Here is a 25,508-nt window from a genome sequence, read left to right as displayed (position 1 = left end):
ACCTGACGGGCACCCTGAATGTCTCAGTCCGAATGGCAAGATGCCGTAATCACACAAGGTCGCGACACTCGATGGTGCGTGCACGACCGTCTCGGATGCTTCTTTCCCCACTGCCGGAGGAACCAGCTCATGACCGCAAGCACCACCCGTCGTACGACCGCCGCCCGGTCCCGGATCGCCGCGGTCGGCGCGATCGCGGTCGCCGGCGCCCTGATCCTCACCGGCTGTGGCGACCAGACCGAGAAGAAGGACGGCGGCAGCTCGAAGACGAACGACGCCCCGCTCTTCTCCGCGCTGCCGAAGAAGATCCAGGACGCGGGTGTCGTCAAGGTCGGCACGGACGCGGCCTACGCGCCGATGGAGTTCACCGAGGGTGGCAAGATCGTCGGTGTCGACCCCGACATCGCCGAGGCGCTGGGCAAGCAGCTCGGCGTGAAGTTCGAGTTCACCTCGGGCAGCTTCGACGGTCTGATCACCTCGATCTACTCCGGCCGCCAGGACGCGATCATGTCCTCGGTCACCGACAACGAGAAGCGCCAGAAGGGCCTCGACGACGACGGCAAGCAGATCGGCAAGGGGATCGACTTCGTCGACTACTTCTCCTCCGGCGTCTCGCTCCTCGTCAAGAAGGGCAACCCGCAGGGCATCAAGTCCCTGGAGGACCTGTGCGGCAAGACCGTCGCCGTCCAGCGCGGCACGATCTACGAGGACACCTTCAAGGCCCAGGCCACGAAGTGCGGTGACAAGAAGCTCACCATCGAGTCCTTCGACACCGACGCCGAGGCCCAGACCCGCGTCAAGGCCGGCGGCGCCGTGGCCGACCTCAACGACTTCCCGGTCGCCGCGTACATCGCGAAGACCTCGGGCGGCGGCAACGACTTCGAGGTCGGTGGCGCGCAGAGCGACGTCGGCCTCTTCGGCATCGGCGTCAGCAAGGAGAACACCCAGCTGCGCGACGCCCTGAAGCAGGCGCTCGACGCCATCATCAAGGACGGCTCCTACGCCAAGGTCCTGGAGAAGTGGAACGTCAAGGACAGCGCGGTCACCTCCGCCACGGTCAACGCAGGCAAGTGACCCGGGTGACCCCGGTGGCCCTCGCGGCCCCGGGGTCCTGGTTCCTGAGTTCCACTGAAGGGCAGTCATCGTGACTGACAAGAACGAAAAGGGTCCGGCCGCAACCCCGCCGGCCGGTCCCGGCGCCTCGGGCACCCCCTACGAGGCCATCAAGGCAATCCCCGTGCGGCACTACGGCCGCTGGGTCAGCGGTGTCGTCGTCGTCGTACTGCTGGGCTGGCTCGTCTACGCCTTCTCGCAGGGCAACGTCATCTGGAAGACGGTCGGAGACAAGCTCTTCGACCCGTCGGTCATCAGCGGCCTGGGCAACACCGTCGTGATCAGCGTCTCCGCGATGGCGCTGGGCCTCGTGCTCGGCATCGTCTTCGCGGTGATGCGGCTCTCGAAGAACCCGGTGACCAACACCGTCGCCTGGCTCTACATCTGGTTCTTCCGCGGGACCCCGGTCTACGTACAGCTACTGGTGTGGTTCAACCTGTCGCTGATCTTCCAGTACGTGAACCTCGGCCCGATCTACAAGCAAGAGACCGTCGAACTCATGACCCCGTTCATGGTCGCCCTCCTGGGCCTCGGCCTGAACGAGGGCGCGTACATGGCGGAGATCGTCCGGGCCGGCATCCAGTCCGTCGACGAGGGTCAGGGCGAGGCCGCGCACGCGCTGGGCATGACCCAGACGCAGACCATGCGCCGCGTGGTGCTCCCGCAGGCGATGCGCGTGATCATCCCGCCGACGGGCAACGAGTTCATCAACATGCTGAAGACCTCGTCACTGGTGTCCGCCGTCCAGTACACGGAACTGCTGCGAGCCTCGTCGAACATCGGGTCCACGGCCGGCGCCATCATGGAGATGCTGTTCGTCGCCTCCATCTGGTACCTGGCCCTGACCAGTGTGTTCAGCGTCGGCCAGTACTACCTGGAGCGCCGCTACGCACGCGGTGCGCTGCGGTCCCTGCCGCCCACGCCGTTCCAGCGGCTGCGCGCCAACCTGAACATGTTCCGCCGTACGGAGGTGTCGAAGTGACCGCCCAGCCGATGGTCAAGGCCGAGGCCGTCCACAAGTCGTACGGCGCCGCGCACATCCTGCGGGGCATCGACCTCGAGGTGGCCCCCCGCGAGGTGTTCTGCCTGGTCGGCCCGTCCGGTTCCGGCAAGTCGACCTTCCTGCGCTGCATCAACCACCTGGAGCGCATCAACGCCGGCCGGCTCTCGGTCGACGGCCGGCTGGTCGGCTACCGCGAGAAGGCCGGCAAGCTCTACGAGCTGAAGGACAGCGAGGTCGCGGCCCAGCGCCGGGACATCGGCATGGTCTTCCAGCGCTTCAACCTCTTCCCGCACATGACGGCCATCGAGAACGTCATGGAAGCCCCCGTCATGGTCAAGGGCGAGAGCAAGGCCGTGGCCCGCGCACGCGCCGTCAAGCTCCTCGACCGCGTCGGCCTCGGCGACAAGGCCGGGAACTACCCCACCCAGCTCTCCGGCGGCCAGCAGCAGCGCGTGGCCATCGCCCGTGCGCTGGCCATGGAACCGAAGCTGATGCTCTTCGACGAGCCCACCTCGGCGCTCGACCCGGAGCTCGTCGGCGACGTCCTCGACGTCATGCGGGACCTGGCCGAATCGGGCATGACCATGATCGTGGTCACCCACGAGATGGGCTTCGCCCGCGAGGTCGGCGACAACCTCGTCTTCATGGACGGCGGTGTCGTGGTCGAGTCCGGCCACCCCCGCGAGGTCCTGGGCAACCCGCAGCACGACCGGACGAAGGCCTTCCTGTCCAAGGTGCTGTAACGGCTTCACGCGCAAGGGGCGGTACGGGTCTCCCGTACCGCCCCTTCCGCGTGCGGCGGCCGCCACGGCCGGGCGGTCGTCAACCGGGCGGGAGCGGGGACGGTGCCCGTACTGCTGGATTTCGGGAACCTCTCGGCGGCGCGGTCCGTGTTACTTCCGGTACCGCACCCATGGTCCGGGGCCCGGTGCGCTCCTGCCCACGCCGACGGGTCCGGCCGGCCCGCTCCTCCTGTCCTTCGGAACGTGCCGTGTCCGCCACGGCATCCTGTATGCGTAATACCCTAGAAGCTGTCTCGGCCGTTACGGAGACAACAATCCGCAGCCGTAAGGACTACACGTGGAACTGGCCCATTACTCGGACTACGCCGTGCGCCTGGTCAACACCGAGGAGCCGGCCCGCAACAAGGACTCGCTGACCTCCGTGGACGCCGTCCGGGCGCTCTTCGGTGCCAGCGTGCAGATGGCCCGCCGGGTCACCGACACCGACGTCACCCGCTTCCGCAACGTCCGGGGCCGGCTGCGCACCGTCTTCGAGGCGGCCGACGGCGGCGACCACGTCCTGGCCGTCGACCTGCTGAACTCCCTGCTCATGGAGTTCCCGGTCAGCCCCCAGGTCTCGGGCCACGTGCCCATCGACGAGCATGCCGAGCACGGCGGACCCCACTGGCACATCCACCTCGCCGACCACCCCTCCAACGCGTCCGCGGGCTACGCCGCGATCGCGTCCTTCGGGCTGGCCTTCCACCTCACCGAGCACGGCCCGGGGCGGCTCGGCCTCTGCCAGGCGGCCCCCTGCCGCAACGCCTACCTGGACACCTCCACCAACCGCTCCCGCCGCTACTGCTCCGACCGGTGCGCCACCCGCGCCAACGTCGCGGCCTACCGCGCCCGCAAGCGCCTGGAGGCCGAGGAGTCCGCGCGCAGCGGACGCAGCGCCGAGGCCGCCCAGGAGACCCGGGCCCTCAGCGACCGCTGATCCCGCGCCGTGTGCTCCGGCCGAGGGAACGGCCTGAAACGGGCCACCCCGGTCGCCAGGACCAGCTCGTCGGGGACGGTCCCGTAGTCGGTGCTGTCGCCCGTCCCGTTGAACGGGTTGTCGCCCAGCACCCACCAGCCGCCCGGCCGCCGCTCCGCCGCCCGCTTCACGACCAGCAGGTCCTGCTGGAACGGGTGGCGAAGCACCACGACGTGACCCGGCCGCACGGGCGCCCCGTACCGGACCAGCAGCTGGTCCCCGTGCTCCAGCGTCGGAGCCATCGAAGGACCCGTCACCTCGAGCACGCCGATCCGCTTCAACGGAGACGACCACTCCTTCAACGGAGACGACCACACCGACGGCGACCGCCGTCCCGAGGGCGTGTTCCGGACCATCCGTGACCTCCTCGCCCGCACCTTGTCCCACCCCGCATGCTGCCGCACTCTTCCGTACATTCGCGCACCGGCCCGGGTACGGCCCTGGACTTTTGTCCCAAGCCCATGGGGGCGGCCGCGAAAACGTCTCTCTCACGGAGTAATCTCCCCCTTGAGAAGACGATCACGAGGAGGACACACTCCATGCTTTCCCGCCTCTTCGCCCCCAAGGCGAAGGTCTCCGCCCACTGCGATCTGCCGTGCGGCGTGTACGACCCTGCCCAGGCCCGCATCGAGGCCGAGTCCGTCAAGGCCGTGCAGGAGAAGTACCAGGCCAACGACGACTCCGACTTCCGCGCGCGCGCCATCACCATCAAGGAGCAGCGCGCCGAGCTCGCGAAGCACCACGTTTCGGTGCTGTGGAGCGACTACTTCAAGCCGCCGCACTTCGAGAAGTACCCGCAGCTGCACGCTCTGGTCAACGACACCCTGAAGGCCCTCTCGGCCGCCAAGGCGTCGAACGACCCGGCGACCGGCGCCAAGGCGCTCGAGCTCATCGCCGAGATCGACCGCATCTTCTGGGAGACCAAGGCCGCCTGAGTGCGCCTTGTCCTCCCTGTCCCCGGGGACGATGACGAAGGGGCCCGACCGCATCGCGGCCGGGCCCCTTCGTCATGAGCGGGACCTGGTCTCAGGCGTCCTCGTCCTCGTCGTCGTCCAGGCGGGCCAGCCAGGTGGCGAGGCGTTCCACCGGAACCTCGAAGTCGGGGTTCAGGTCGACGAAGGTGCGCAGCTGCTCGGCGAGCCACTCGAAGGTGACCTCCTCCTCGCCGCGCCGCTTCGCCAGCTCCTCGATGCCGCGATCGGTGAAGTACAAGTCGGGCTCCGTGCGGTGGTCGGGTCTTTCCCGCCAGGATAATCCGCCCGGGCGGCGCGCCGGGACGTGGCCGCTTTCCGCCGTTCGCGCAGCACGTCCCCCGGGCAGGGATGGAGGGTCCACGGCGGGAGGCGAGGCGATGAGGCACCCGGAGCCGGGCGACGGCGTCCTGCGGGAGCTCGGGTCCACGGAACCGTCCGCGGAGGGGACCGCACTGGTGCGCGGCATCCGGCGGACCCGGCGGCTGGGGCTGCTGGGCGAGGTGCTCGACGCACTGCCCGGAGGCGAGGCCGCGGAGTACCGGGCCCTCCTGGAGGAGGCCGGGCGGTGCGACCCCGGCGCGGTGGCCGACGTGGTGCACTATCCGGCCACCGGAGCATGGGCCGAGGAGACCCTGCGCCGGCTGCGCACGCCCCACGGGCCGCCGCCCGACGTGGCCCACCTGGGGGCGCTCGCCGCCGCCGCCGGGCTGCGGGCCGGGATCTGCTTCAAGGTCACCCTGCGGCCCGTGCACGGCCGCCTCGTCCTGCCCACCCTCGGGCTGCTGCGCCCGCCGCGGCCCGGCCCGCTCGCCCTCACCGAGCGCTCCTGGGACCCGGACGACCCGGCCGCGCTGGCCCTGCACGCGCTCCCCGACGGGCACACCGCACTGGACGACCTCGACCCGTACCGGGCCTCGGCGGCCGACCGCGCCGCCCGCCGGCTCACTCCCAAGGGCCACAAGCGGTGGGACACCCAGTGGGCCGGCGCGCTCACGCTGATGCGCCGCTACGACACGGCCCGCGCGGAGGAGACCGGCCGACTGCTGCGCTCCCTGGTCCCGCTGTCCGGCACCTCCCGCGCCGCGGGCGCGGCCCCGCCCGCGGCGGCCGGCTCCGTACTGGCGCGGGCCCAGCCGCCGCCCGCCCTGGCCGCGACCCTCGTCCACGAGGTGCAGCACGGCAAGCTCGCCGCTCTGGCGCAGGCGGTCACCCTGCACACCGCCGACCGCTCCGCGCGGTACTGGGCCCCCTGGAGGGCGGATCCCCGGCCGCTGGAGGGCCTCCTGCGGGGCGCGTACGCACATCTGGCGCTGGCGGGCTACTGGCAGCGCGCCGCGCTCTACGGGGCCCGGGGCGCCTGGGCGCAGCACGCGCGCATCCGGTCCCAGGTGGCGGCGGCGCTGCCGGCCCTCGAGGCCTGCCCGGAACTCACGCCCGCGGGAAGGGTGTTCGTCGGCTCGATGGCCGCGGCCGAACGGTCCATGGACGGCCTGGGGCCGCGGGGCGGCCGGTACGCGGCGGCGCGCGCGGAGGTGGAGCGGACCCGGGACGCCTGGCGGGCGGCCCACCCCGGCCTGCCGACCCCCGGGCCCGGCTGAGCCCGCCCCTCCCGGCGTGGGCGCCCGCAGACGCCGCAAGGCCCGGCCCCCGAGGGGGCCGGGCCTTGCGAGGTGCTGGTCAGCGAGCCGTCAGGGAGCCGTCAGGCTCCGAAGACCTCGCTCAGGAGGAGCTGCTGCTCCGCCTGGTGGCGCTTGGCCGAACCGACCGCCGGGGACGAGCCGTGCGGGCGGGAGATCCGCCGCAGGCGCTCGCCGGCCGGGATGTCCGCGCCGACCGCCAGGTCGAGGTGGTCGATCAGGTTCAGCGCGATGAACGGCCACGCACCCTGGTTCGCCGGCTCTTCCTGGGCCCAGATGTACTTCGCCGCGTTCGGGTACTTGGCGATCTCCGCCTGCAGTTCCGCGCCCGGCAGCGGGTACAGCCGCTCGATGCGCAGGATGGCCGTGTCGGTGATGCCGCGCTTCTCCCGCTCGGCCTCCAGGTCGTAGTAGACCTTGCCCGCGCAGAACACGACCTTGCGGACCGCGTTCGGGTCGACCGTGGAGTCGCCGATGACGGGACGGAACGACCCGGTCGTGAACTCCTCCGCCTTCGAGGCCGCGGCCTTCAGACGCAGCATCGACTTCGGGGTGAAGACGATGAGCGGCTTGTGGTGCGGGTTGTGGACCTGCCACCGCAGCAGGTGGAAGTAGTTCGACGGGAGCGTGGGCATCGCCACGGTCATGTTGTCCTGCGCGCACATCTGCAGGAACCGCTCCGGGCGGGCGGAGCTGTGGTCCGGGCCCTGGCCCTCGTAACCGTGCGGAAGGAGGAGCGTGACGCCGGACGTCTGGCCCCACTTCTGCTCGGCCGAGGAGATGAACTCGTCGACGACGGTCTGCGCGCCGTTGACGAAGTCGCCGAACTGGGCCTCCCAGAGGACCAGCGCGTCCGGACGGGCCAGCGAGTAGCCGTACTCGAAGCCCATGGCCGCGTACTCGGAGAGCAGCGAGTCGTAGACGTTGTAACGGGCCTGCTCGTCCGAGAGGTACAGCAGCGGGGTGTAGTCCTCGCCGGTCTCCCGGTCGATGAGGACCGCGTGGCGCTGGCCGAACGTGCCGCGGCGCGAGTCCTGGCCGGACAGCCGGACCGGGGTGCCCTCCATCAGCAGCGAGCCGAAGGCCAGGGTCTCGCCCATGCCCCAGTCGATGGTGCCCTCGTCGATCATCGCCGCGCGGCGCTGCAGCTGCGGCAGCAGACGCGGGTGGACGGTGACGCCCTCGGGGATGGTGACCTGGGACTCGGCGATCCGCTTGACGACCTCCGGGGAGATCGCGGTGTTCACCGCGACCGGGAAGTCGGGCTGGGCGGCCGGGGCCGGCGCGGCGGCCGCGGGCTGCGTGGCGGCCTCGCGGACCTCCGCGAAGACCTTCTCCAGCTGGCCCTGGAAGTCCTGGAGCGCCTGCTCCGCCTCTTCCAGCGTGATGTCGCCGCGACCGATGAGGGACTCGGTGTACAGCTTGCGCACCGAGCGCTTCTTGTCGATCAGGTCGTACATCAGCGGCTGCGTGAAGGCCGGGTTGTCGGACTCGTTGTGCCCGCGGCGGCGGTAGCAGATGAGGTCGATGACCACGTCCTTGTTGAACGCCTGACGGAACTCGAAGGCGAGCCGCGCGATGCGGACCACGGCCTCCGGGTCGTCGCCGTTCACGTGGAAGATCGGCGCCTCGATCATGCGGGCCACGTCGGTCGCGTACATCGAGGAACGCGAGGACTCCGGGGCGGCGGTGAAGCCGACCTGGTTGTTGATGACCACGTGCACGGTGCCGCCGGTGCGGTAGCCGCGCAGCTGCGACATGTTCAGCGTCTCGGCGACCACACCCTGGCCGGCGAAGGCCGCGTCGCCGTGCAGGGCGACGGGCAGGACCGTGAAGTCCGTGCCGCCCTTGTTGATGATGTCCTGCTTGGCGCGGACCACGCCCTCCAGGACGGGGTCCACGGCCTCCAGGTGCGAGGGGTTCGCGACGAGCGAGACCTTGATCTGCTCGCCGTCCAGGCCCGTGAAGGTGCCGTTGGCACCCAGGTGGTACTTGACGTCGCCGGAGCCGTGCATGGACTTCGGGTCGAGGTTGCCTTCGAACTCGCGGAAGATCTGCGCGTACGACTTGCCGACGATGTTCGCCAGGACGTTCAGGCGGCCGCGGTGGGCCATGCCGATCGCGACCTCTTCGAGGCGGGCCTCGGCGGCCGAGTCGATGACGGCGTCGAGCAGCGGGATGACGGACTCGCCGCCCTCCAGCGAGAAGCGCTTCTGGCCGACGTACTTCGTCTGCAGGAAGGTCTCGAAGGCCTCCGCCGCGTTCAGCCGGCGCAGGATGCGCAGCTGCTCCTCGCGCTCCGGCTTGGTGTGCGGGCGCTCGATGCGGTCCTGGATCCAGCGGCGCTGCTTCGGGTCCTGGATGTGCATGAACTCGACGCCGGTGGTGCGGCAGTACGAGTCGCGCAGGACGCCGAGGATGTCGCGGAGCTTCATCATCGACTTGCCGGAGAAGCCGCCGACCGCGAACTCGCGCTCCAGGTCCCACAGGGTGAGGCCGTGCTCGGTGATGTCGAGGTCGGGGTGCTTGCGCTGCTTGTACTCCAGCGGGTCGGTGTCGGCCATGACGTGGCCGCGGACCCGGTAGGAGTGGATCAGCTCGAAGACGCGGGCGGCCTTCGTGACGTCGTCGTCGTGCGAGGCGTCGATGTCCCGGAGCCAGCGGACCGGCTCGTACGGGATGCGCAGCGCCTCGAAGACGTCGTCGTAGAAGCCGTTCTCGCCGAGCAGCATGTTCGCGACGACGCGCAGGAACTCGCCGGAGGCCGCGCCCTGGATGGTGCGGTGGTCGTACGTCGAGGTCAGGGTCATGACCTTGGAGATGCCCAGCTTGTTCAGGGTGTCCTGGGAGGTGCCCTGGAACTCGGCCGGGTAGTCCATCGAGCCGACGCCCATGATGACCGACTGTCCGGGCATCAGGCGGGGCACGGAGTGGACGGTGCCCAGGCCGCCGGGGTTGGTCAGCGAGACGGTGACGCCCGTGAAGTCGTCCATCGTCAGCTTGCCGATGCGGGCCCGGCGGACGATGTCCTCGTAGGCCTGCCAGAACTCGAAGAAGTTGAGGGTCTCGGCCTTCTTGATGCCGGCGACGACGAGCTGGCGGTCGCCGTTGGGCTTCACCAGGTCGATCGCGAGGCCGAAGTTGATGTGCTCCGGCTTGACCAGGGTCGGCTTGCCGTCCTTCTCCGCGTAGGAGTGGTTCATCGACGGCATGGCCTTGATGGCCTGCACCATCGCGTAGCCGATGAGGTGGGTGAAGGAGATCTTCCCGCCCCGGGCGCGCTTCAGGTGGTTGTTGATGACGATGCGGTTGTCGAACAGCAGCTTCACCGGGACGGCGCGGACGGACGTGGCCGTCGGCACTTCCAGCGAGGCGTTCATGTTCTTGACCACGGCCGCCGCCGGGCCGCGGAGCGTCACCAGTTCGGGGCCGGCAGGGGCCTCGGTGGCGGGCGCGGCCTTCTGGGGGGCTACGGGGGCGGGGGCGGCGGCCGGAGCCGATGCCTGAGGGGCAGGCGCGGCCGGTGCGGCGGCCGGGGCCTGGGAGGTGACAGTCACAGCAGGGGCACCAGAGGGGGTGGCAGGTACAGGGGCAGGAGCTGGCGCGGGCGTCGCGGCCGGGGCTGCGGGCGTGGCGCTCGCCGCCCCCGTGGCGGCGGCGACGGACGCCTGCGGCGATGCGGCGGTGACGGGGGCGGCGGCCTGTGCGGAGGCGCCGTCCGTCGTCGCGGCGGGGGGAGTCGGCTTCTCCGAGGGCTTATCCGCCTTCACCGGAGCGACAGCGCCCCCCGGCTTGTAGTCGGCGAAGAAGTCCCACCAGGCCCGGTCGACCGAGTTGGGGTCCTGGAGGTACTGCTGGTAGATCTCGTCGACGAGCCACTCATTGGCACCGAAGCCCGGGGCGGGGTTCTTCCCGCTCCCTCCTGCTTCGGTCGTGGTGCTCGAGTTACTGGGGGACTGTGGCGACACGGCGGCAACCGCCCTCTTCCGCTTCACAAGGTATGGACAGCGGGAATAAAGGCTACGCCTCCCGGACCGTGTGATGCAGACCGGGCGGTACTTCCGTCGCGTAGGTCACATCGAACGGCGGGTTTCACCGCTAGGAATGGCGGGAAACAAGCGTGGTTCGGGCAGGAGGCACCGCGGTTGCGGCCCCCTTGGCTTCGCACCCCTGACGGACCCCGGCGCCTGTGGCCGAGATCATGTCCTTCCCACTCGAACCCTACGTCAACCCGGCGCCTGTGAGCTGCCCGGAAGCGTGACGAGGATGCGGCAGCCCCGGGACGATTCGGCCACCCCGATGTGCCCTCCGTGCAGCCCGACCGCCCAGCGGGCGATGGCCAGGCCCAGCCCGGTCCCGCCGTCCCCGCCCCTCGCGCTGCCCCGGTTGAACCGCTCGAAGACCCGGTGCCGCTCCTCCTCCGGGATGCCCGGACCTTCGTCGCTGACCTCCAGCTCCAGGGCCCCGGGAGCGTCGCCCGCCCGCGCGCGGACGGTGACCCGGCCGTGCGGCGGGCTGTGCTTGACCGCGTTGTCGATGAGGTTCGCCACCACCTGGTGCAGCCGCTCGGCGTCCGCGTGCGCCGTCAGGTCCGCCGGGAACACGTCCAGGTGGAGGTGGACGTCGTTGCGGGTGTGCCCGCCCGAGCCGGAGGTCAGCCCCGGCCGGCCGGCCGCGGCCAGCCCCGACTCCTTCAGCACCCCCGACAGGTACGGCCACACCTCGAAGCGGCGGGCCCGCAGCGGCACCACCCCGTTGTCCACCCGGGACAGGTCCAGCAGGGTCTCCACCAGCCGTCCGAGCCGCTCGGTCTGCTTCAGCGCCGTCCGCATGGTCTCCGGATCGGCTGCCGAGACCCCGTCCACCACGTTCTCCAGCACCGCGCGCAGCGCCGCGATCGGGGTGCGCAGCTCGTGCGAGACGTTGGCCACGAGCTCCTTGCGGTGCCGGTCCACCGCCTCCAGGTCGTCCGCCATCAGATTGATCGTGGAGGCGAGGTCGCCCAGCTCGTCCCGGCGGCCGGCCTCGCGCACCCGGCGGGTGTAGTCCCCGCGGGATATCGCCCGGGCCACCGTGGTCATGTCGTCCAGCGGCGCCGTCAGGCTGTGGGCGACGAACTGCGTGATCAGCATCGAGGCGATCACCGAGAACACCGTGATGAAGCGGACCTCGGTGGCCGTGCGCATCGCCACCATCAGCAGGCCGGTGGTGATGAACACCGACACCACGACGAGCGTGCCCAGCTTCGTCTTGATCGAGAACGGCGAGAAGGGCCGCAGTCCTCCGGGGGGCCGCAGCCCGCCGGGAGGCCGCTGACCCGGCGGCCGGTGCCCGCTCACGGCTGGGCCGGGGTCTCCAGGGCGTACCCGACGCCGTGGACCGTACGGATCCGCTCGGCGCCGATCTTCCGGCGCAGGGCCTTGATGTGACTGTCGACGGTACGGGTCCCGGACGCGTCGGCCCAGTCCCACACCTCGGCGAGCAGCTGCTCGCGCGAGAGCACCGCCCGCGGCGTGCCGGCCAGGCACACCAGCAGATCGAACTCGGTCGGCGTCAGGTGCACGTCCTCGGTGTGCACCCGCACCCGGCGCTGCGCGTGGTCGATCTCCAGATCGCCCAGGCGCAGGGTGGCCCCGCGGGGGGCGTGCGCGGCCAGGGTGGCCCGCTCCACCCTGCGCAGGAGGACGTGGACCCGCGCGGCCAGCTCGCGCATCGAGAAGGGCTTCGTCATGTAGTCGTCGGCGCCGACCCCGAGGCCGACGAGCAGGTCCGTCTCGTCGTCCCGGGCGGTGAGCATCAGCACCGGGACCGGGCGCTGGGCCTGGACCCGGCGGCAGACCTCCAGGCCGTCGAAGCCCGGCAGCATGATGTCCAGGACCAGCAGCTCCGGCAGCCAGTTCTCGGCGGCGGCGACCGCCGCCGGTCCGTCGGAGGCCGTCTGCACCTGGAAGCCCTCGGCGCGCAGCCGGGCCGCGATGGCCTCGGCGATGGTGTGGTCGTCCTCGACGACGAGTACCCGGCGCTGCGCGCCCGGGGTGGCCGCGGCGCCGTTGTGGGTGGTGTGCGTCTGTTCCATGTCCCGCCCCTGAAGATCCCGCGTGATAGGGGTGCAGCGTAGAGGAGCGTTCGGCCTGCGGCTATGACGGGTTCCGGATGTGTGGTTTTCGCCACGGACGCCGCCGGGGGCCGTCCCGTCCCTCCCAGGGGGCGGCGGCCCGGTTCCGGGTGCGGTGGGTGGTCGGGGCTCCGCCGGGCGGCCCCCGGAGGGCGGTACCGGGGCGGGCGGGCCCCGGAGGGCGGTACCGGGGAGGGCCGGCCCCGGCGGGCGCCGCCCGGGAGGTCCGTCAGCGCGGTTCGAAGGCCGGCAGGGCGTCCAGGACGTCTCCCAGCGGCGCCGGCAGGGTGGTCTGGGCGGCGGCCACCTCGTAGCCGTCGTGCCGGAAGGCGTAGGTGAACGCGTCGGCGACCGGCCGGTCGGGCGTCGAGATCCGGGGCAGGCGGGCGAAGTCCGCGTTCCGCAGGGCGGTGCGCAGGTGCGCGAGGGCGGCCGCCGGGAGCTTGTCGCGGTCGACCGTCACGGCCTTCGCGTCCAGCCGCAGGAAGGTTCCGTCCCCCTTGACGACCAGGGTGCTCGTCTTGCCCGTGATCCCGCCGCTGCGGGTGACCGCGACGAGCGTCGCGCCGGCGTCCGGCTCCGAGCCCGCGGGCGCGGGCACCGACGCCGGGGGACTCGCGGAGGGGTCCGGAGCGGGGTTCGCGGGGCTCTGGCTCTGGCCGGGCGGCAGCGTGGCCGTCGCCGAGGGCGCCCCGGACCCGTCGCCCGGGCTCGCGCCCGCCCCGGAGCCGGTGCTCTTCGCCGGGCCCGGCGAAGCCCCGTCCGCGGGCCCGTCGGACGAACACGCGCCCAGTGCCGAAGCCAGGACCAAGACCGCCGTCGCGGCCACCGGACCGGCCCGCCATCCACGTGTTCGCATGCCCCACCCCGCAGGTATCCGGCTCGAACCCCGAGTATGGAGTCCGCACCACCCGTACGGATAGCACCCGGAGGCAGACATCAGCCGCTTCGCCCCCTGGCGCTGGCTGCCGCCGCTCGCCGCCCTCGCACTCGGCCTCTGGGGCCTCCCGCGCGCCGGCTCCATGTGGCGCGACGAATCCGTCACCTGGCAGGTCGCCCACCGGCCGGCCGGTGAGCTGTGGGAACTGCTCGGCCGGGTCGACGCCGTGCACGGCCTCTACTACCTGCTGATGCGCGCCGTGTTCGGCGTCGGCGGCGACAGCCTCTGGACCCTGCGCCTGCCGTCCGTGGCCGCCACCGCCCTCGCCGCCGCCGGGGTGGCCGCCCTCGCGCACCGGCTGGCCGCGGACCGGCCCGAGCGGGCCGCGCTCCTCGCCGGGCTCTGCTACGCCGTGCTCCCGCCCGTGCAGATGTACGCCCAGGAGGGACGCTCGTACGCCCTCGTCGCCGCCGCCGTCGTCTGGGCCACGTACCTGATGCTGCGCGAGCGCTGGGCCGCCTACGCCGTGGTCCTGCTGCTGGGCTGCTGGCTGCACGAGTTCGCCCTACTGGCGCTGCCCGCGCACGCCTTCGCCGCCCGCCGTTCGCGCGGCTGGCGCCTCGCGGCCGGCGCCGTGGTCGCCGGACTGCTGCCGCTCGCCCTGGTCAGCGCGCGCCAGGCGCAGCAGCAGCTGGGCTGGCTCGGACGGCCGGGCTGGCAGGACTGGGCGGCGTACGGGGTGCTCGCGGCCGCCTCGCTCCTCCTCGCCAGGGGGGCCGCGCGGGAACTCGTCCGCGTGGCCCTGCCGCTCGCGCTCCTGCCGCCGGGTCTGCTCCTCGCTGTCTCGCTGGTGCACCCCTGGTACGTCGACCGGTACGTGCTCTACGCGCTCGCCGGCCCCGCCCTCCTCGCGGGGGTCCGGCTGGCGGGGGTCCGGCTCGCGGCAGTCCCGGGCGGGGGGGTCCCAGGAGGCGCGGTCGCGGGCGGGGCGGTCCGGGGGCGGGCCGGCTGGTGGCCGTGGCTGCTGGTCGGCGCGCTCCTCGTCCCGCTCGGGTTCTGGTCCGCGTGGCTGCGCACCCCGGAGAGCCGCAAGGACGACGCCCTCGCCGTGGCGGCGGCCGTCCGCGCGCTCGCGCGGCCGGGCGACGCCGTGCTCTTCCTCCCCTCGCGGCGGCGCGAATGGCTGCTGTCCTCGCCGGAGGTCCACGGCTCCCTGCGCGACCTCGCACTGGCCCGCACCCCTGCGGCCTCGCGGAGCCTCCAAGGGGTGGAGCGGACGCCGGAAGGGATCCGCGAGGCCCTGCTGGACCCGGCCACCGAGCGGGTGGTGGCCCTGATGGACCCGGTGGGCCAGCCGCTGGACGGGGACCCGGCCGAGGCGGTGAAACGGCAGACGCTCGTCTCCTCCTTCGACCTGTGCGCGCTCGAGCGGGTCCGCGGCGCCCGCGTGGCCCTCTTCGCCCGTCCGGGCGGCTGCCCGTAGGAGGATGGGGCGCAGGGGGGCCGCGGAGCAGGGGCCCGTCGTCGACTTCTGCCGGAGGTGGCGCATGACCGCAGCCCGTACGCACACCCACACCCACGCCCACGCCCGCGCGAACGCGAACCCGTCCGGGGGCGGGACCGCGGAACCGCTCGCGCCGCCCGGTCCGCTGGTCGGCGCCGACTGGCTCGCGGCGCGCCTCGGCGCGCCCGGACTGGTCGTCTTCGACGCCTCCGTCGGCGGCCACCGCGCCGCGGACCGCCGCATCCCGGGCGCCCGGCCCTTCGACCTCGACGGCGCCCTGTCCGACCACGGCGCGGCGGCCCCGCACACCGTGCCCGGCCCCGACGCGTTCGCCGAGGCGATGCGCGAGCTCGGCGTCGACGACACCAGCACGGTCGTCGCGTACGACGGCGCCGGCGTCTACTCCAGCGCCCGTGCCTGGTGGATGCTGCGCGCCATGGGCTTCGACCGGGTCGCCGTCCTCGACGGCGGGCTGCCCGCGTGGGTCGCCGCCGACCTGCCGGTGGAGGAGCGCGCGGCGGCGTACGGGGGCCCGCGCGGCTCCTTCACGGCCCGTCCCCGCGCCGGGCTGCTGGTGGACGCCGCCGCCGTCACGGAGGCCCTGGCCGATCCGGCCGCCGCCGTGCTCGACGCCCGCACCCGCGAGCGGTTCGCCGGCACCGCCCCCGAACCCCGGCCCGGCCTGCGCGGCGGCCACATGCCGGGCGCGCTCAGCCTCCCCTTCGGGGAACTCCAGGACCCCGCGGGCCTGATGCGGCCGGCCGCCGAACTCCGCGAGGCCTTCGAGGAGGTGGCGGGGGACCGGGAGCGGCTGTACTTCAGCTGCGGATCCGGGGTCACGGCCTGCGTGCTCGCGCTGGGCGCGGACCTCGCCGGCTACGACCGGCTCGCGGTGTACGACGGCTCCTGGAGCGAGTGGGGCGTGCCCTCGCCGGACCGGCCCGTAGCCACCGGCGCGTAGGCCGGCTTCCGGCGGATCCCGCCCGAAGCCGGGGCCGGAGCCGCCCCGTTGCGGGGGTTAGCCCCACCAGGACCCGGGCACGGGCCCCATGCCCGACGGCGTCCGGGACCGGCAGGATCGGACGCATGACGACGAAGAGGACTCCGCGCACCACCACCGCCGCCACCCGAACGGCCGTCATGGGTGCGGCCCTCGCGGGCGGCCTGCTGCTGACCGGGTGCTCCCTCGGCCCGGCCGCCGGCATAGGCGGCGGCCGGCACAAGACGGTGGACGCCGACACGACCGTCGCCGAGGCCGTCACCGGGGTCGACGTGTCGGACGCGCGGAGCGGCACCATCGAGGTCACCTCCGGAAGCGGACCGGGCGTCACCGTCCGCCGCACCGTCCACTACCGGGGCGGCGCCGAGCCCGTGCCGGCCCAGCAGGTCTCCGGCGGCGTGCTGAGCCTCACCAACGGCGACTGCTCCCGCCGGTGTTCCATCGACTACCGCCTGGAGGTCCCCGCCTCCGCCACGGTCAGGCTCGAGAGCGGCAGCGGCGACATCAGGGTGACGGGAGTGGCCGCGGCCGACGTGCGGACCTCCTCCGGGTCGGTCGCGGCGGACCGCATCGCCGGGCCGCTGAAGATCCGCACCTCCTCGGGCTCGGTCACCGGCAGGAACCTGGCCGGCCCGAGCGCCGAGGCCCGCTCCGAGTCCGGCAACGTGCGCCTCGCCTTCACGAAGGCCCCGGCCTCGGTCGCGGTGGAGACCAGCTCGGGCGAGGCGCGGCTCAAGGTCCCCTCGGCCGCGTACGGGATCGAGGCGTCCACCGACTCCGGCGAGCGCCAGATCACGCTGCCCGCCGACCCCTCCGCCACCGCCCGCCTCTCGGCGAGGACCACCTCGGGCGACATCCGGATCTCCGCGGCCTGACTCCGGGCCGCCTGCGCCGGCAGGCCCCCGGCCTGGGATCTTCCCTTCGCGTCCGCCTGCCCGGGTGGCCCGCCGACCCCTGTTCGCCCCCGGCGAACGGGGGTTGGGGAACATTGGGGGGCGCACGTGCATTGAGTCGGCATAGCTCAACTTCACTGCCGGAGGGAAGATCATGGCTTCGACGTCCGTAACGCTCACTCTGCCCGTACTGCCGCTCGACGACGAGGTCGTACTGCCTGGAATGGTGGTTCCGCTGGACCTGTCCGACGCGGAGGTGCGCGGGGCCGTGGAGGCCGCTCAGGCAGCCGCCGGGACGGGGAAGCCGCGGGTGCTGCTCGTCCCGCGCGTCGACGGGAAGTACACGGGCACCGGGGTGCTGGGCACCGTCGAGCAGGTGGGACGGCTCTCCGACGGGGACCCCGGGGCGCTGATCCGGGGACGCGGACGGGTCCGCATCGGGGCCGGGACCACCGGGCCCGGAACCGCGCTGTGGGTCGAGGGCGAGACCGTGGACGAGAGCGTCCCGGACCCGCTGCCCGGCGTCGTCGCCGAGCTCGTGACGGAGTACAAGGCGCTCGCCACCAGCTGGCTCAAGAAGCGCGGCGCCTGGCAGGTCGTGGACCGGGTGCAGCAGATCGAGGGCGTCGGCGCCCTCGCGGACAACTCCGGCTACTCGCCGTTCCTGAGCACCGCCCAGAAGGTGGAGCTGCTGGAGACCGCCGAGCCGGTGGCCCGCCTCCGCCTCGCGGTCAAGGCCCTCAGCGACCACCTCGCCGAGCAGGACGTCGCCGAGTCCATCGCCAAGGACGTGCAGGACGGGGTCGACAAGCAGCAGCGCGAGTTCCTGCTCAAGCGTCAGCTGGAGGCCGTGCGCAAGGAACTCCGTGAGCTCAGCGGCGAGAAGGAGGGCGAGGAGTCCGACGACTACCGCACCCGGGTCGAGGCCGCCGACCTCCCCGAGAAGGTGCGGGAGGCCGCACTCAAGGAAGTCGACAAGCTGGAGCGCTCCAGCGACCAGTCCCCCGAGGGGTCCTGGATCCGCACCTGGCTCGACACCGTCCTCGAACTGCCCTGGAACGAGCGGACCGAGGACGCGTACGACATCCGGGGAGCCCGCGCGGTCCTGGACGCGGAGCACGCCGGGCTCAGCGACGTGAAGGACCGGATCACCGAGTACCTCGCCGTGCGCAAGCGGCGTTCCGAGCGCGGCATGGGCGTCGTCGGCGGCCGCCGCGGCGGAGCCGTGCTGGCCCTCGTCGGGCCGCCCGGAGTCGGCAAGACCTCGCTGGGCGAGAGCGTGGCCCACGCCATGGGCCGCACGTTCGTCCGCGTGGCCCTCGGCGGCGTACGCGACGAGGCCGAGGTCCGCGGGCACCGGCGCACGTACGTGGGCGCCCTGCCCGGCCGGATCGTACGGGCCATCAAGGAGGCCGGGTCCATGAACCCGGTCGTGCTGCTCGACGAGATCGACAAGGTCGGATCCGATTTCCGCGGCGACCCGGCAGCGGCGCTGCTGGAGGTCCTCGACCCCGCCCAGAACCACACCTTCCGGGACCACTACCTGGAGGTGGAACTGGACCTGAGCGACGTCGTGTTCCTCGCGACGGCGAACGTGCTGGAAGCCATCCCCGAGGCCCTCGCCGACCGCATGGAGCTGGTGCGCCTCGACGGCTACACCGAGGACGAGAAGGTCGTCATCGCCCGCGACCACCTGCTGCCCCGTCAGCTGGAGCGCGCCGGCCTCGGCGCCGAGGAAGTGGTCCTGGAGGAGGACGCCCTGCGCAAGCTGGCCGGGGAGTACACCCGCGAGGCGGGCGTGCGCACCCTGGAGCGCTCCGTCGCCCGGCTGCTGCGCAAGGTGGCCTCCCAGCACGAGCTGGGCGAGCGGGAGCTTCCGTACCGGATCGGCGCCGGCGACCTGCGGGCGCTCATCGGGCGGCCGCACCACGTACCGGAGTCCGCGCAGGACCCGGCCGAGCGGCGCACCGCCGTGCCCGGCGTGGCCACCGGCCTCGCCGTGACCGGCGCGGGCGGGGACGTCCTGTTCGTCGAGGCCTCGCTCGCCGATCCGGAGACGGGCGCCTCCGGGCTCACCCTCACCGGGCAGCTCGGTGACGTGATGAAGGAGTCGGCGCAGATCGCCCTCGGCTTCCTGCGCTCGCACGGCGCGGAACTGGAGCTCCCGGTCGGCGACCTGAAGGACCGTGGCGTCCACATCCACTTCCCGGCGGGCGCGGTGCCCAAGGACGGCCCGAGCGCGGGCATCACGATGACGACGGCGCTGGCCTCGCTGCTCTCCGGACGGCAGGTCCGTACGGACGTGGCGATGACGGGCGAGGTCTCGCTGACCGGCCGGGTGCTGCCGATCGGCGGGGTCAAGCAGAAGCTGCTCGCGGCGCACCGGGCCGGGCTGACCACCGTCATCATCCCGAAGCGCAACGAGGCGGACCTGGACGACGTCCCGGCCGAGGTGCTGGAAGGGCTGGAGGTGCACCCGGTGACGGACGTGCGCCAGGTCCTGGAGCTGGCCCTCGTCCCCGACACCGTGGCGGTACCGGCCGTCGCCTGATTCCCCCCGGAGGGGAGGAAGAGGCACGGTCCGAAGGTGCCGCGGGCTTCGCCGGGGCCCGGGATCCCGCTCCGGCGGGGCCCCGGGCCCCCGGCGCACCCGCTGCGAAATACTGGTGCTCCACACCCCACGAAGGAGCGGTACGTGCACGGGAGCGAAGACCAGGAGTTCCTTGCCCTGGAGCGGGAGCTGTCCGTCTTGCTCCGTCGCGCCCGCGCCTCCTCCGGGGAGATGGCGCGCGCCCTGCACCCGGATCTGGAACCGGCCGCGTACGGGCTCCTCGTGCGCCTGGAGGCCGCCGGCCGGCAGCGGGCGACCGAGCTCGCCGCGTACTTCGGCGTCGGCAAGGCCACGATGAGCCGGCAGCTGCGGGCCCTGGAGGTGCTGGGCCTGGTGGCCCGCGAGCCGGACCCGGCCGACGGCAGGGCCTTCCTGGTCGGGCTCACCGAGGAGGGGCGGGTGCGGTTCCTGCGGGTCCGCGGCGCCCGCCGCGAGCGGTACATGCGCAGACTCGCCGACTGGGACCGGGGAGAAGTCGCCGAGCTGGCACGGCTGCTGAACCAGCTGAACGCGAGCGCGGAGTAGGGCGGGGCGGGAGCGGGCGGTCTACAGCTCCGCGTACACCGCCGAGGCGTCGTCGTGCCGCTTGCCGCGCCCGTGCGGGCGCTGCGGGTCCGTCTCCAGGGTGCGCACGCGCTCGATCAGCGACCGGGCGCCCTCCTTGCGCAGCACCGCCAGGCACTCGCCCCAGTCGCCCTCCCCGAAGGTGTCCGTCCACCGGCTCGCCCCGTCCGTGAGCGCCGCCAGCGCCCGGACCTCGGCCCGCGGCGTGCACCCGGTCACCGCGCGGGCCGCGACCGCCGGGTCCGCGGCGGCCGTGAAGAAGCCGCCCTCCGCGTTGCGCAGCGCGTCCGCCGAGGCCTCCGTGCGCAGCCGCTCGCGCGGAATCCGGTCCAGGCGGTCGTCGAGGACGGCACGCACCTCGCCCCCGGGCCCCTGGAGGAGGAGCACGGAGTCGGACAGCACCAGGTGCTCGACCCGGGACTCGTCCCAGCGGACGAGGACCACCGTGGCCTGCGGCGTCCGGACGTGAGAAAGGTCACACGTGTCGCGGTGGTCGTCGGCGGTGGCGGCGATGGCCCGCGCGAGGACGGCCGTCAGGGGCATGTCCCGGTGCGATCCGGACAGTTCGGTCAATCGGCCGCCGAGGCGTGATGTGAACCACGGGACGCCGTGCGCGCAGCCGACGTCGCCGGACGGCGGGGTGACCCCGTCGAGGGCGACCAGGACTCCGCCGCCCGACGCGGGCGTCGCGGCCGACACCCAGTCCTCGTTGGGGCGTTCCGGGTGGCCGGGGGCGGAGGAGAGATCGATGCGCATGCGGACATTCTGTCCGCGCGGAGCCCCGGAGGGGCGGGGCGGCCCGGGGAAGGTACGGACCAGGACGGGGTGTGTGGGGTGAGAGGGAACCCGGTGGCCGGTGGGGTGACCGCCGGTATGTGGGCGGGCATCCTGCCAAAGGCCGCATCGATCTTTCAACCAACCGTCCACGGACGGGCTCTGACGCCGGTTTGCCGAGTTGGCCGCCAACTCGTCCGTGCTGTTCACTCCTTCGTGTGGCCGGGTGGGTGATGTGCGGCTCTCATCCCGGCGCACTGCGAAGGTCTGAAGCGGTACGTCGTACAACGCAGCGGGACGGCGGGGCGGGAGACGTTTACTTGTTGACCGGCCGTTACCTCGGCCACGCGAGTAGACGAGCACGAGCAGCACACGTACAGGATTGCGAGCACCGGTGCAGAAGAAGCGGCCTCGGAAGAACGGCACCGTCGCGAACGGCACCGCACCCGACGGCACCGCACCCGACCGACCAGCCCCTGCCGCCGCCGGGCTCCCCGCGGGGCGCCGCGTCCGCGTGCGCAGCAGGCTGGTCCTCGGAGTCGCCGTGGCCGGACTCGCCGTGCTCTGCGCCGGGGCGCCCGCCGTCCTCTCCGCCTCGGCGGACCTGAAGGACTCCCAGCACCTGGTCGACCTGGCCGAGCAGACCCGGCAGACCCTCACCCTGGCCCACCTCCTCGGCGACGAGCGCGACGCCGTCACCGAGTACGTGGCCAAGGGCCGCCCCGGCGCCGCCCAGTCCACCGTCCGGGACCGCACCGCCGGCACCGACCGCCAGCTCGCCGAGGTCCGGGCCGACGCCGACGAGGAGCTCGCCCGCGCGCTGGGCCGGGTCCGCACCGTGCGCGCCGAGGCCGTGGACGGCAAGGGCAGCGCCCTCGCCGCCCACCAGTCCTACTCCGGGGTCATCGCCGAACTCCTCGCCCCCGGCGGCCGGCTCGCCGAGCTGACGCCCGCGCGCGCCGAGGACGCCCTCGTCACGGCCCGGCCGCTGGCCCCCCTCGACCAGGCCGTGGAACAGGCCTCCGCCACCCGTGGACTGCTCCTGGCCGGGCTGTCCGTCCCGCGCGGCGACCAGGCCCCGGGCTCCGCCGTCGTGGACGAGCTCACCACCGCCGCCCAGCGGGCGCGGGTACGGGAGCAGGGCGCCCTCGACGACTTCGCGCGGGCCGCGCGCCCCGACGTGCGCCAGACCCTCGCCGCCACCGTCACCGGGCCCGAGGTCAAGACGGCCGACGACTACCTCAAGCGCCTCACCGACCGGCCGACCCTCTCCGCCGCCGACCGCAAGCTCGACCCCGCCACCGTCGGCTCGTCCCTCACCGCCCGCGTGGACCGGATGCGCTCGGTCGAGGCCACCCTCGCGGCCCAGCGGGCCACCGCCCTCGCCACGCTGCGGGACGACGACGTGACCGCGCTGGAGACCCTGCTGGCCTTCCTCGGCGTGCTGTTCGTCGTCACCGTCGGCGTCGCCACGGCCGTCGCCCGCTCACTGACCCGGCCGCTGTCGGTCCTGCGGCGCGGCGCCGCGCGGCTGGCGACGCCCGAGGGCTCGGTGGAGCCGGTCAGGTTCACCGGCCGCAACGACGAGTTCGCCGAGGTCGTGCGCCACCTCAACGCCGTACGGGACCAGACGGTCTCCCTGCACACCCGGATCGCCGGACTGGACGCCGACCGGCGCCGCCTCATCGGCCGCAACGAGGCGCTCGCCACGGGCCGCGAGGCCCTGGAGGACGAACTCGCCCAGCTGCGGGCGGGGCAGGAGGAGCACCGCCGCGTCATGTCGGCCACGTCCGTGTCGCTGTCGCTGCGGACCCTCGGGCTCGTCGAGCGCCAACTCGAGGTCATCGAGGAGCTGGAGTCGCAGGAGCAGTGCCCTGACCGCCTCTCCACCCTCTTCAAGCTCGACCACCTGGCGACCGTGATGCGCCGCCACAACGAGAACCTGCTCGTCCTCGCCGGTCAGGAACACGGCCACGGACAGGCCGCGGCGGTGCCGATGGTCGACGTCATGCGCGCGGCGGTCAGCGAGATCGAGCGCTACGAGCGCGTCGACCTCGGGGCCCTGCCCTCGTACACGCAGGTCGCCGGGCACGCCGCCGACGACATCTCGCACGTGCTCGCGGAACTGCTGGAGAACGCGACGACCTTCTCGCCGCCGGACGCCAAGGTGAAGGTGTCGGGCCGGCTGCTGGACTCCGGTGACGTGGTGCTGTCCGTCGTGGACGAGGGCATCGGGGTCACCGGGGACCGGCTGGAGGCGCTGAACGCCCGGCTGGCCGCGCCGGAGGCGTACGACGAGGAACCGGAGTCGGAACACGGCCTGGGCCTCGGGCTGTACGTGGCCGGGCGGCTCGCGGCCCGGCACGCGGTGACCGCGGAGCTGCGGACCCCGCAGCACGGAGGCACGGAGGCCCTGGTCGTCGTACCGGCGGCGCTGCTGCCCGCCGGCCCGCCCGCCTCGCCGGTCCACACCCTGGGTACGCCGGGCGCGTACGCGCTGCACCTGCCCGGGGTGGTCGCCGAGGCGAACGAGAACACGATTCCGTCGCGGCTGCGGGAGCGTGGCGGGACCCCGGCCGCCGCCGACGCGACCGGGCCGCTTCCGGCGGAGCCGGACCCGGCGCGGACTTCCGAACCGGCTCCCGCCGCCGAGCCCGAGCCCGAGCCGGTGGCCGCCGCCGAGCCCGAGCCGGTGGCCGCATCCGACTCCGAGCCGGTGCACGAGGCCGCGCCCGCTCCGGCCGAGGAGCTGTCGGCCCGGGTGGCTCCGGAGACCGCTCCGGCGGCGTTCGAGCCCCCGGCCGGGCAGCTGCCGCCCGCCGAGCAGGTGTTCCGGGTCCCGCCGCAGGCGCAGGCGCCGGTGCCGGTGCCCCCCGAGGAGGGGTCCACCCTCCAGGCCCCGGCCGAGGCGTCCGCGCAGGAGCCCCTCACCGACAAGGGCCTCCCCAAGCGGACCCCCCGGGTGGTGGCCGCCGGGCGCGAGGACGACGCGCCCGCCGCGCCGCGCCGCGTGGACGCCGACGAGCTGCGCCGGCGGCTCGGCGGGTTCTACCGCGGCGCCCAGGACGGGCGCCGCGTCGTGGAGGCGGAGCTCTCGCAGGACCACGCACAGGAGCACGTACAGGACCACGCAGAGGACCGACCGCACGAGCAGGGGCAGACCGACCGGGGGGACACCGCACAGGAGGCACGCACATGAACGCGCCCAGTACGTACGGACTGAGCACCCAGGCCCGCAACCTTCAGTGGCTGCTGACCGACCTCGTCGAGGAGGTGCCCGGGGTCAACTCCGTGGCCGTCGTCTCCTCGGACGGGCTCCTGTTGCTGTCCTCCGACCCGGTGGCACCCGACACGCCCCCCGCCGGTGCCGTACCCGCACCCGCCCGTCCCACGGGCCCGCGCGGCGCGTCCGCCGGCCTCGCGACCATCGTCTCCGGCCTCGGCTCGCTCACCACGGGCGCGGCCGCCCTGATGGACGGCGGCACGGTCAAGCAGACGATGGTGGCGATGGAGCACGGCTCCGTCTTCGTCATGTCCATCAGCGACGGCTCGCTCCTCGGGGTGCACGCCACGCCGGACTGCGACATGAGCGTCGTCGCCTACCACATGGCCTTGTTCGTGGGCCGCGCCGGCCACGTCCTGACCCCCGAAGTCCGCAGTGAGCTGCGCCAGTCGATGGAGAACACCCCTTGAGGAGTCCGGCCTCCGACCGGCTGCCGATACGCGGCGCCGATCGCCGTCCCGCCCGCGTCCGCCCGTACTCCCTCACGGGCGGCCGGACCCGTTTCGCGGACGTCCTGCACGTCGAGACCTTCGTCGCCGCCCTGGAGAGCAAGGCGTCCTCTCCCCGCGAGCCCGACCGGATGCCCGAGATGCCGGCGATCGTCGAGATCTGCCGCCGCATGCGCACGATCGCCGAGGTCGCCGCGCTGCTGAAGCTGCCGCTGGGCGTGGTGCGCGTACTCGTCAGCGATCTCGCCGACCAGGGAAGGATCCGCGTCTACGGGACCGGGCACGGCAACGGCCGCCCCGACCGCGCGCTGCTCGAAAGGGTGCTCAGTGGCCTCCGCCGTCTCTGAAACCGGCCTCTTCCCCGAGCCCGTACAGCCCTGGCAGTACGACCGCTCGCGCGCGCCCGTCGCCGTGAAGGTGCTGGTGGCGGGCGGCTTCGGGGTGGGCAAGACGACCTTCGTCGGGTCCGTCTCCGAGATCCCGCCGCTGCGTACCGAAGCGCTGATGACCGAGGCCAGCGTCCCGACCGACGACCTGTCCGCGACCCCGGACAAGCACACCACCACCGTCGCCATGGACTTCGGGCGCGTCACGCTCGACGACGACCTCGTCCTGTACGTGTACGGGACCCCGGGCCAGGAGCGCTTCTGGTTCATGTGGGACGACCTGGTGCGGGGCGCCATCGGCGGGATCGTGCTCGCCGACACGCGCCGGCTGCGCGACTGCTTCCCGGCCCTCGACTACTTCGAGAGCTGCGGGCTGCCGTACACCGTCGCCGTCAACCACTTCGAGGGCACGCGTTCGTACGCACCGGACGACGTGCGGGAGGCGCTGACCATACCGGACCGCGTACCCGTCGTGATCATGGACGCGCGGCGCCGGGACACGGTGCTGGAATCCCTGCTGACCCTCGTGGGCCACGCCCTCGACTCGACTCCCGAATAGAGACG

At 73.0% G+C, this 25,508-nt stretch carries 22 protein-coding genes; 15 read left to right on the top strand and 7 right to left on the bottom strand.

Translation table 11 applies throughout. The features are described from left to right. Nucleotides 1-129: 129 nt before the first annotated feature. From ABZY44_RS00810 to ABZY44_RS00795, 4 genes are all read left to right on the top strand, one after another. The gene (locus tag ABZY44_RS00810; RefSeq protein WP_356649391.1) at nucleotides 130-1,074 is read left to right on the top strand and encodes an ABC transporter substrate-binding protein; all 945 of its coding nucleotides are present in this window, start codon (nucleotides 130-132) and stop codon (nucleotides 1,072-1,074) included. Nucleotides 1,075-1,144: 70 nt separating this feature from the next. Beyond that, nucleotides 1,145-2,095 (top strand): amino acid ABC transporter permease, encoded by a 951-nt coding sequence (locus ABZY44_RS00805; protein ID WP_356649390.1) that lies wholly within the window; start codon nucleotides 1,145-1,147, stop codon nucleotides 2,093-2,095. A gap of 11 nt (nucleotides 2,096-2,106) precedes the next feature. After that, nucleotides 2,107-2,859, top strand: coding sequence for an amino acid ABC transporter ATP-binding protein (locus tag ABZY44_RS00800; RefSeq protein WP_356649438.1), 753 nt, complete (start codon nucleotides 2,107-2,109; stop codon nucleotides 2,857-2,859). A gap of 337 nt (nucleotides 2,860-3,196) precedes the next feature. Next, the gene (locus ABZY44_RS00795) at nucleotides 3,197-3,835 is read left to right on the top strand and encodes a CGNR zinc finger domain-containing protein (RefSeq protein ID WP_356649389.1); all 639 of its coding nucleotides are present in this window, start codon (nucleotides 3,197-3,199) and stop codon (nucleotides 3,833-3,835) included. Here the strand turns inward: ABZY44_RS00795 and sodX are convergent. Next, entirely contained in the window at nucleotides 3,739-4,191 is a 453-nt protein-coding gene (sodX, locus tag ABZY44_RS00790) for a nickel-type superoxide dismutase maturation protease (protein ID WP_356649437.1), read from the bottom strand. The two genes, ABZY44_RS00795 and sodX, sit on opposite strands and share 97 nt — an antisense overlap. A gap of 222 nt (nucleotides 4,192-4,413) precedes the next feature. Here sodX and sodN point away from each other — a divergent pair, with 222 nt between their 5' ends. Then, entirely contained in the window at nucleotides 4,414-4,809 is a 396-nt protein-coding gene (gene sodN / locus ABZY44_RS00785; RefSeq protein WP_356649388.1) for a superoxide dismutase, Ni, read from the top strand. A 91-nt stretch (nucleotides 4,810-4,900) separates the two neighbouring features. Here the strand turns inward: sodN and ABZY44_RS00780 are convergent, their stop codons facing one another. Continuing rightward, the gene (locus ABZY44_RS00780) at nucleotides 4,901-5,086 is read right to left on the bottom strand and encodes a DUF6104 family protein (protein WP_356649387.1); all 186 of its coding nucleotides are present in this window, start codon (nucleotides 5,084-5,086) and stop codon (nucleotides 4,901-4,903) included. 139 nt (nucleotides 5,087-5,225) lie between these two features. On the opposite strand from ABZY44_RS00780, the gene ABZY44_RS00775 reads away from it, so the two are divergent. After that, nucleotides 5,226-6,446, top strand: coding sequence for an HEXXH motif-containing putative peptide modification protein (locus ABZY44_RS00775; protein ID WP_356649386.1), 1,221 nt, complete (start codon nucleotides 5,226-5,228; stop codon nucleotides 6,444-6,446). A gap of 101 nt (nucleotides 6,447-6,547) precedes the next feature. Here ABZY44_RS00775 and ABZY44_RS00770 read toward each other — a convergent pair whose 3' ends face one another. From ABZY44_RS00770 to ABZY44_RS00755, 4 genes are all read right to left on the bottom strand, one after another. Beyond that, entirely contained in the window at nucleotides 6,548-10,453 is a 3,906-nt protein-coding gene (locus ABZY44_RS00770; protein ID WP_356649385.1) for a multifunctional oxoglutarate decarboxylase/oxoglutarate dehydrogenase thiamine pyrophosphate-binding subunit/dihydrolipoyllysine-residue succinyltransferase subunit, read from the bottom strand. A gap of 258 nt (nucleotides 10,454-10,711) precedes the next feature. Further along, a complete protein-coding gene (locus ABZY44_RS00765; RefSeq protein ID WP_356649436.1) occupies nucleotides 10,712-11,782 on the bottom strand; it encodes an ATP-binding protein in 1,071 nt (356 codons plus the stop codon). A 38-nt stretch (nucleotides 11,783-11,820) separates the two neighbouring features. Continuing rightward, nucleotides 11,821-12,561: a response regulator transcription factor gene (locus ABZY44_RS00760; protein ID WP_356649384.1), complete on the bottom strand. Its 741-nt coding sequence runs from the start codon at nucleotides 12,559-12,561 to the stop codon at nucleotides 11,821-11,823. A gap of 268 nt (nucleotides 12,562-12,829) precedes the next feature. Further along, the gene (locus ABZY44_RS00755) at nucleotides 12,830-13,459 is read right to left on the bottom strand and encodes a hypothetical protein (RefSeq protein ID WP_356649383.1); all 630 of its coding nucleotides are present in this window, start codon (nucleotides 13,457-13,459) and stop codon (nucleotides 12,830-12,832) included. A gap of 163 nt (nucleotides 13,460-13,622) precedes the next feature. Here ABZY44_RS00755 and ABZY44_RS00750 point away from each other — a divergent pair, with 163 nt between their 5' ends. The 5 genes from ABZY44_RS00750 to ABZY44_RS00730 all read left to right on the top strand — a co-directional run bounded on the left by ABZY44_RS00750 (nucleotide 13,623) and on the right by ABZY44_RS00730 (nucleotide 20,013). Beyond that, on the top strand, nucleotides 13,623-14,963 hold the full coding sequence (locus tag ABZY44_RS00750) for a glycosyltransferase family 39 protein (RefSeq protein WP_356649382.1): 1,341 nt from the start codon (nucleotides 13,623-13,625) through the stop codon (nucleotides 14,961-14,963). Nucleotides 14,964-15,027: 64 nt separating this feature from the next. Beyond that, a complete protein-coding gene (locus ABZY44_RS00745; RefSeq protein WP_356649381.1) occupies nucleotides 15,028-15,945 on the top strand; it encodes a sulfurtransferase in 918 nt (305 codons plus the stop codon). Nucleotides 15,946-16,070: 125 nt separating this feature from the next. Beyond that, nucleotides 16,071-16,859 (top strand): DUF4097 family beta strand repeat-containing protein, encoded by a 789-nt coding sequence (locus tag ABZY44_RS00740; RefSeq protein WP_356649380.1) that lies wholly within the window; start codon nucleotides 16,071-16,073, stop codon nucleotides 16,857-16,859. Nucleotides 16,860-17,031: 172 nt separating this feature from the next. Further along, entirely contained in the window at nucleotides 17,032-19,428 is a 2,397-nt protein-coding gene (gene lon / locus ABZY44_RS00735) for an endopeptidase La (protein WP_356649379.1), read from the top strand. Nucleotides 19,429-19,572: 144 nt separating this feature from the next. Beyond that, the gene (locus ABZY44_RS00730) at nucleotides 19,573-20,013 is read left to right on the top strand and encodes a MarR family transcriptional regulator (RefSeq protein WP_356649378.1); all 441 of its coding nucleotides are present in this window, start codon (nucleotides 19,573-19,575) and stop codon (nucleotides 20,011-20,013) included. Between the two features lie 21 nt (nucleotides 20,014-20,034). Here the strand turns inward: ABZY44_RS00730 and ABZY44_RS00725 are convergent, their stop codons facing one another. After that, on the bottom strand, nucleotides 20,035-20,808 hold the full coding sequence (locus tag ABZY44_RS00725; RefSeq protein ID WP_356649377.1) for a protein phosphatase 2C domain-containing protein: 774 nt from the start codon (nucleotides 20,806-20,808) through the stop codon (nucleotides 20,035-20,037). Between the two features lie 412 nt (nucleotides 20,809-21,220). Here ABZY44_RS00725 and ABZY44_RS00720 point away from each other — a divergent pair, with 412 nt between their 5' ends. The 4 genes from ABZY44_RS00720 to ABZY44_RS00705 are packed head-to-tail and all read left to right on the top strand — an operon-like array spanning nucleotide 21,221 to nucleotide 25,503. Beyond that, nucleotides 21,221-24,025, top strand: coding sequence for a nitrate- and nitrite sensing domain-containing protein (locus ABZY44_RS00720; RefSeq protein WP_356649376.1), 2,805 nt, complete (start codon nucleotides 21,221-21,223; stop codon nucleotides 24,023-24,025). After that, nucleotides 24,022-24,519: a roadblock/LC7 domain-containing protein gene (locus tag ABZY44_RS00715; protein WP_356649375.1), complete on the top strand. Its 498-nt coding sequence runs from the start codon at nucleotides 24,022-24,024 to the stop codon at nucleotides 24,517-24,519. Before ABZY44_RS00720 ends, ABZY44_RS00715 begins: the two co-directional genes overlap by 4 nt. Further along, nucleotides 24,516-24,905 carry a DUF742 domain-containing protein gene (locus ABZY44_RS00710; RefSeq protein ID WP_356649374.1) on the top strand — a complete coding sequence of 130 codons (390 nt, stop codon included), beginning with the start codon at nucleotides 24,516-24,518 and terminating at the stop codon, nucleotides 24,903-24,905. The genes ABZY44_RS00715 and ABZY44_RS00710 overlap by 4 nt, the downstream gene beginning before the upstream one ends. Further along, complete coding sequence (locus ABZY44_RS00705) at nucleotides 24,886-25,503, top strand: ATP/GTP-binding protein (RefSeq protein ID WP_356649373.1); 618 nt, start codon at nucleotides 24,886-24,888, stop codon at nucleotides 25,501-25,503. The genes ABZY44_RS00710 and ABZY44_RS00705 overlap by 20 nt, the downstream gene beginning before the upstream one ends. The last annotated feature ends 5 nt before the right edge of the window (nucleotides 25,504-25,508 follow it).

It is taken from the genome of Streptomyces sp. NPDC006544, from assembly GCF_040611715.1.
In the GTDB taxonomy this organism is placed as follows: Bacteria; Actinomycetota; Actinomycetes; order Streptomycetales; family Streptomycetaceae; genus Streptomyces.
Note: the sequence above shows the minus strand (reverse complement) of the source record. Positions and strands in the feature narration are given on the sequence as shown.

Coding starts and splice junctions, on each gene's coding strand:
- ABZY44_RS00810 (WP_356649391.1), top strand. CDS start 130: ATGACCGCAAGCACCACCCGTCGTACGACCGCCGCCCGGTCCCGGATC.
- ABZY44_RS00800 (WP_356649438.1), top strand. CDS start 2,107: ATGGTCAAGGCCGAGGCCGTCCACAAGTCGTACGGCGCCGCGCACATC.
- sodN (WP_356649388.1), top strand. CDS start 4,414: ATGCTTTCCCGCCTCTTCGCCCCCAAGGCGAAGGTCTCCGCCCACTGC.
- ABZY44_RS00775 (WP_356649386.1), top strand. CDS start 5,226: ATGAGGCACCCGGAGCCGGGCGACGGCGTCCTGCGGGAGCTCGGGTCC.
- ABZY44_RS00760 (WP_356649384.1), bottom strand. CDS start 12,561: ATGGAACAGACGCACACCACCCACAACGGCGCCGCGGCCACCCCGGGC.
- ABZY44_RS00755 (WP_356649383.1), bottom strand. CDS start 13,459: ATGCGAACACGTGGATGGCGGGCCGGTCCGGTGGCCGCGACGGCGGTC.
- ABZY44_RS00750 (WP_356649382.1), top strand. CDS start 13,623: ATGTGGCGCGACGAATCCGTCACCTGGCAGGTCGCCCACCGGCCGGCC.
- ABZY44_RS00745 (WP_356649381.1), top strand. CDS start 15,028: ATGACCGCAGCCCGTACGCACACCCACACCCACGCCCACGCCCGCGCG.
- ABZY44_RS00740 (WP_356649380.1), top strand. CDS start 16,071: ATGACGACGAAGAGGACTCCGCGCACCACCACCGCCGCCACCCGAACG.
- lon (WP_356649379.1), top strand. CDS start 17,032: ATGGCTTCGACGTCCGTAACGCTCACTCTGCCCGTACTGCCGCTCGAC.
- ABZY44_RS00725 (WP_356649377.1), bottom strand. CDS start 20,808: ATGCGCATCGATCTCTCCTCCGCCCCCGGCCACCCGGAACGCCCCAAC.
- ABZY44_RS00715 (WP_356649375.1), top strand. CDS start 24,022: ATGAACGCGCCCAGTACGTACGGACTGAGCACCCAGGCCCGCAACCTT.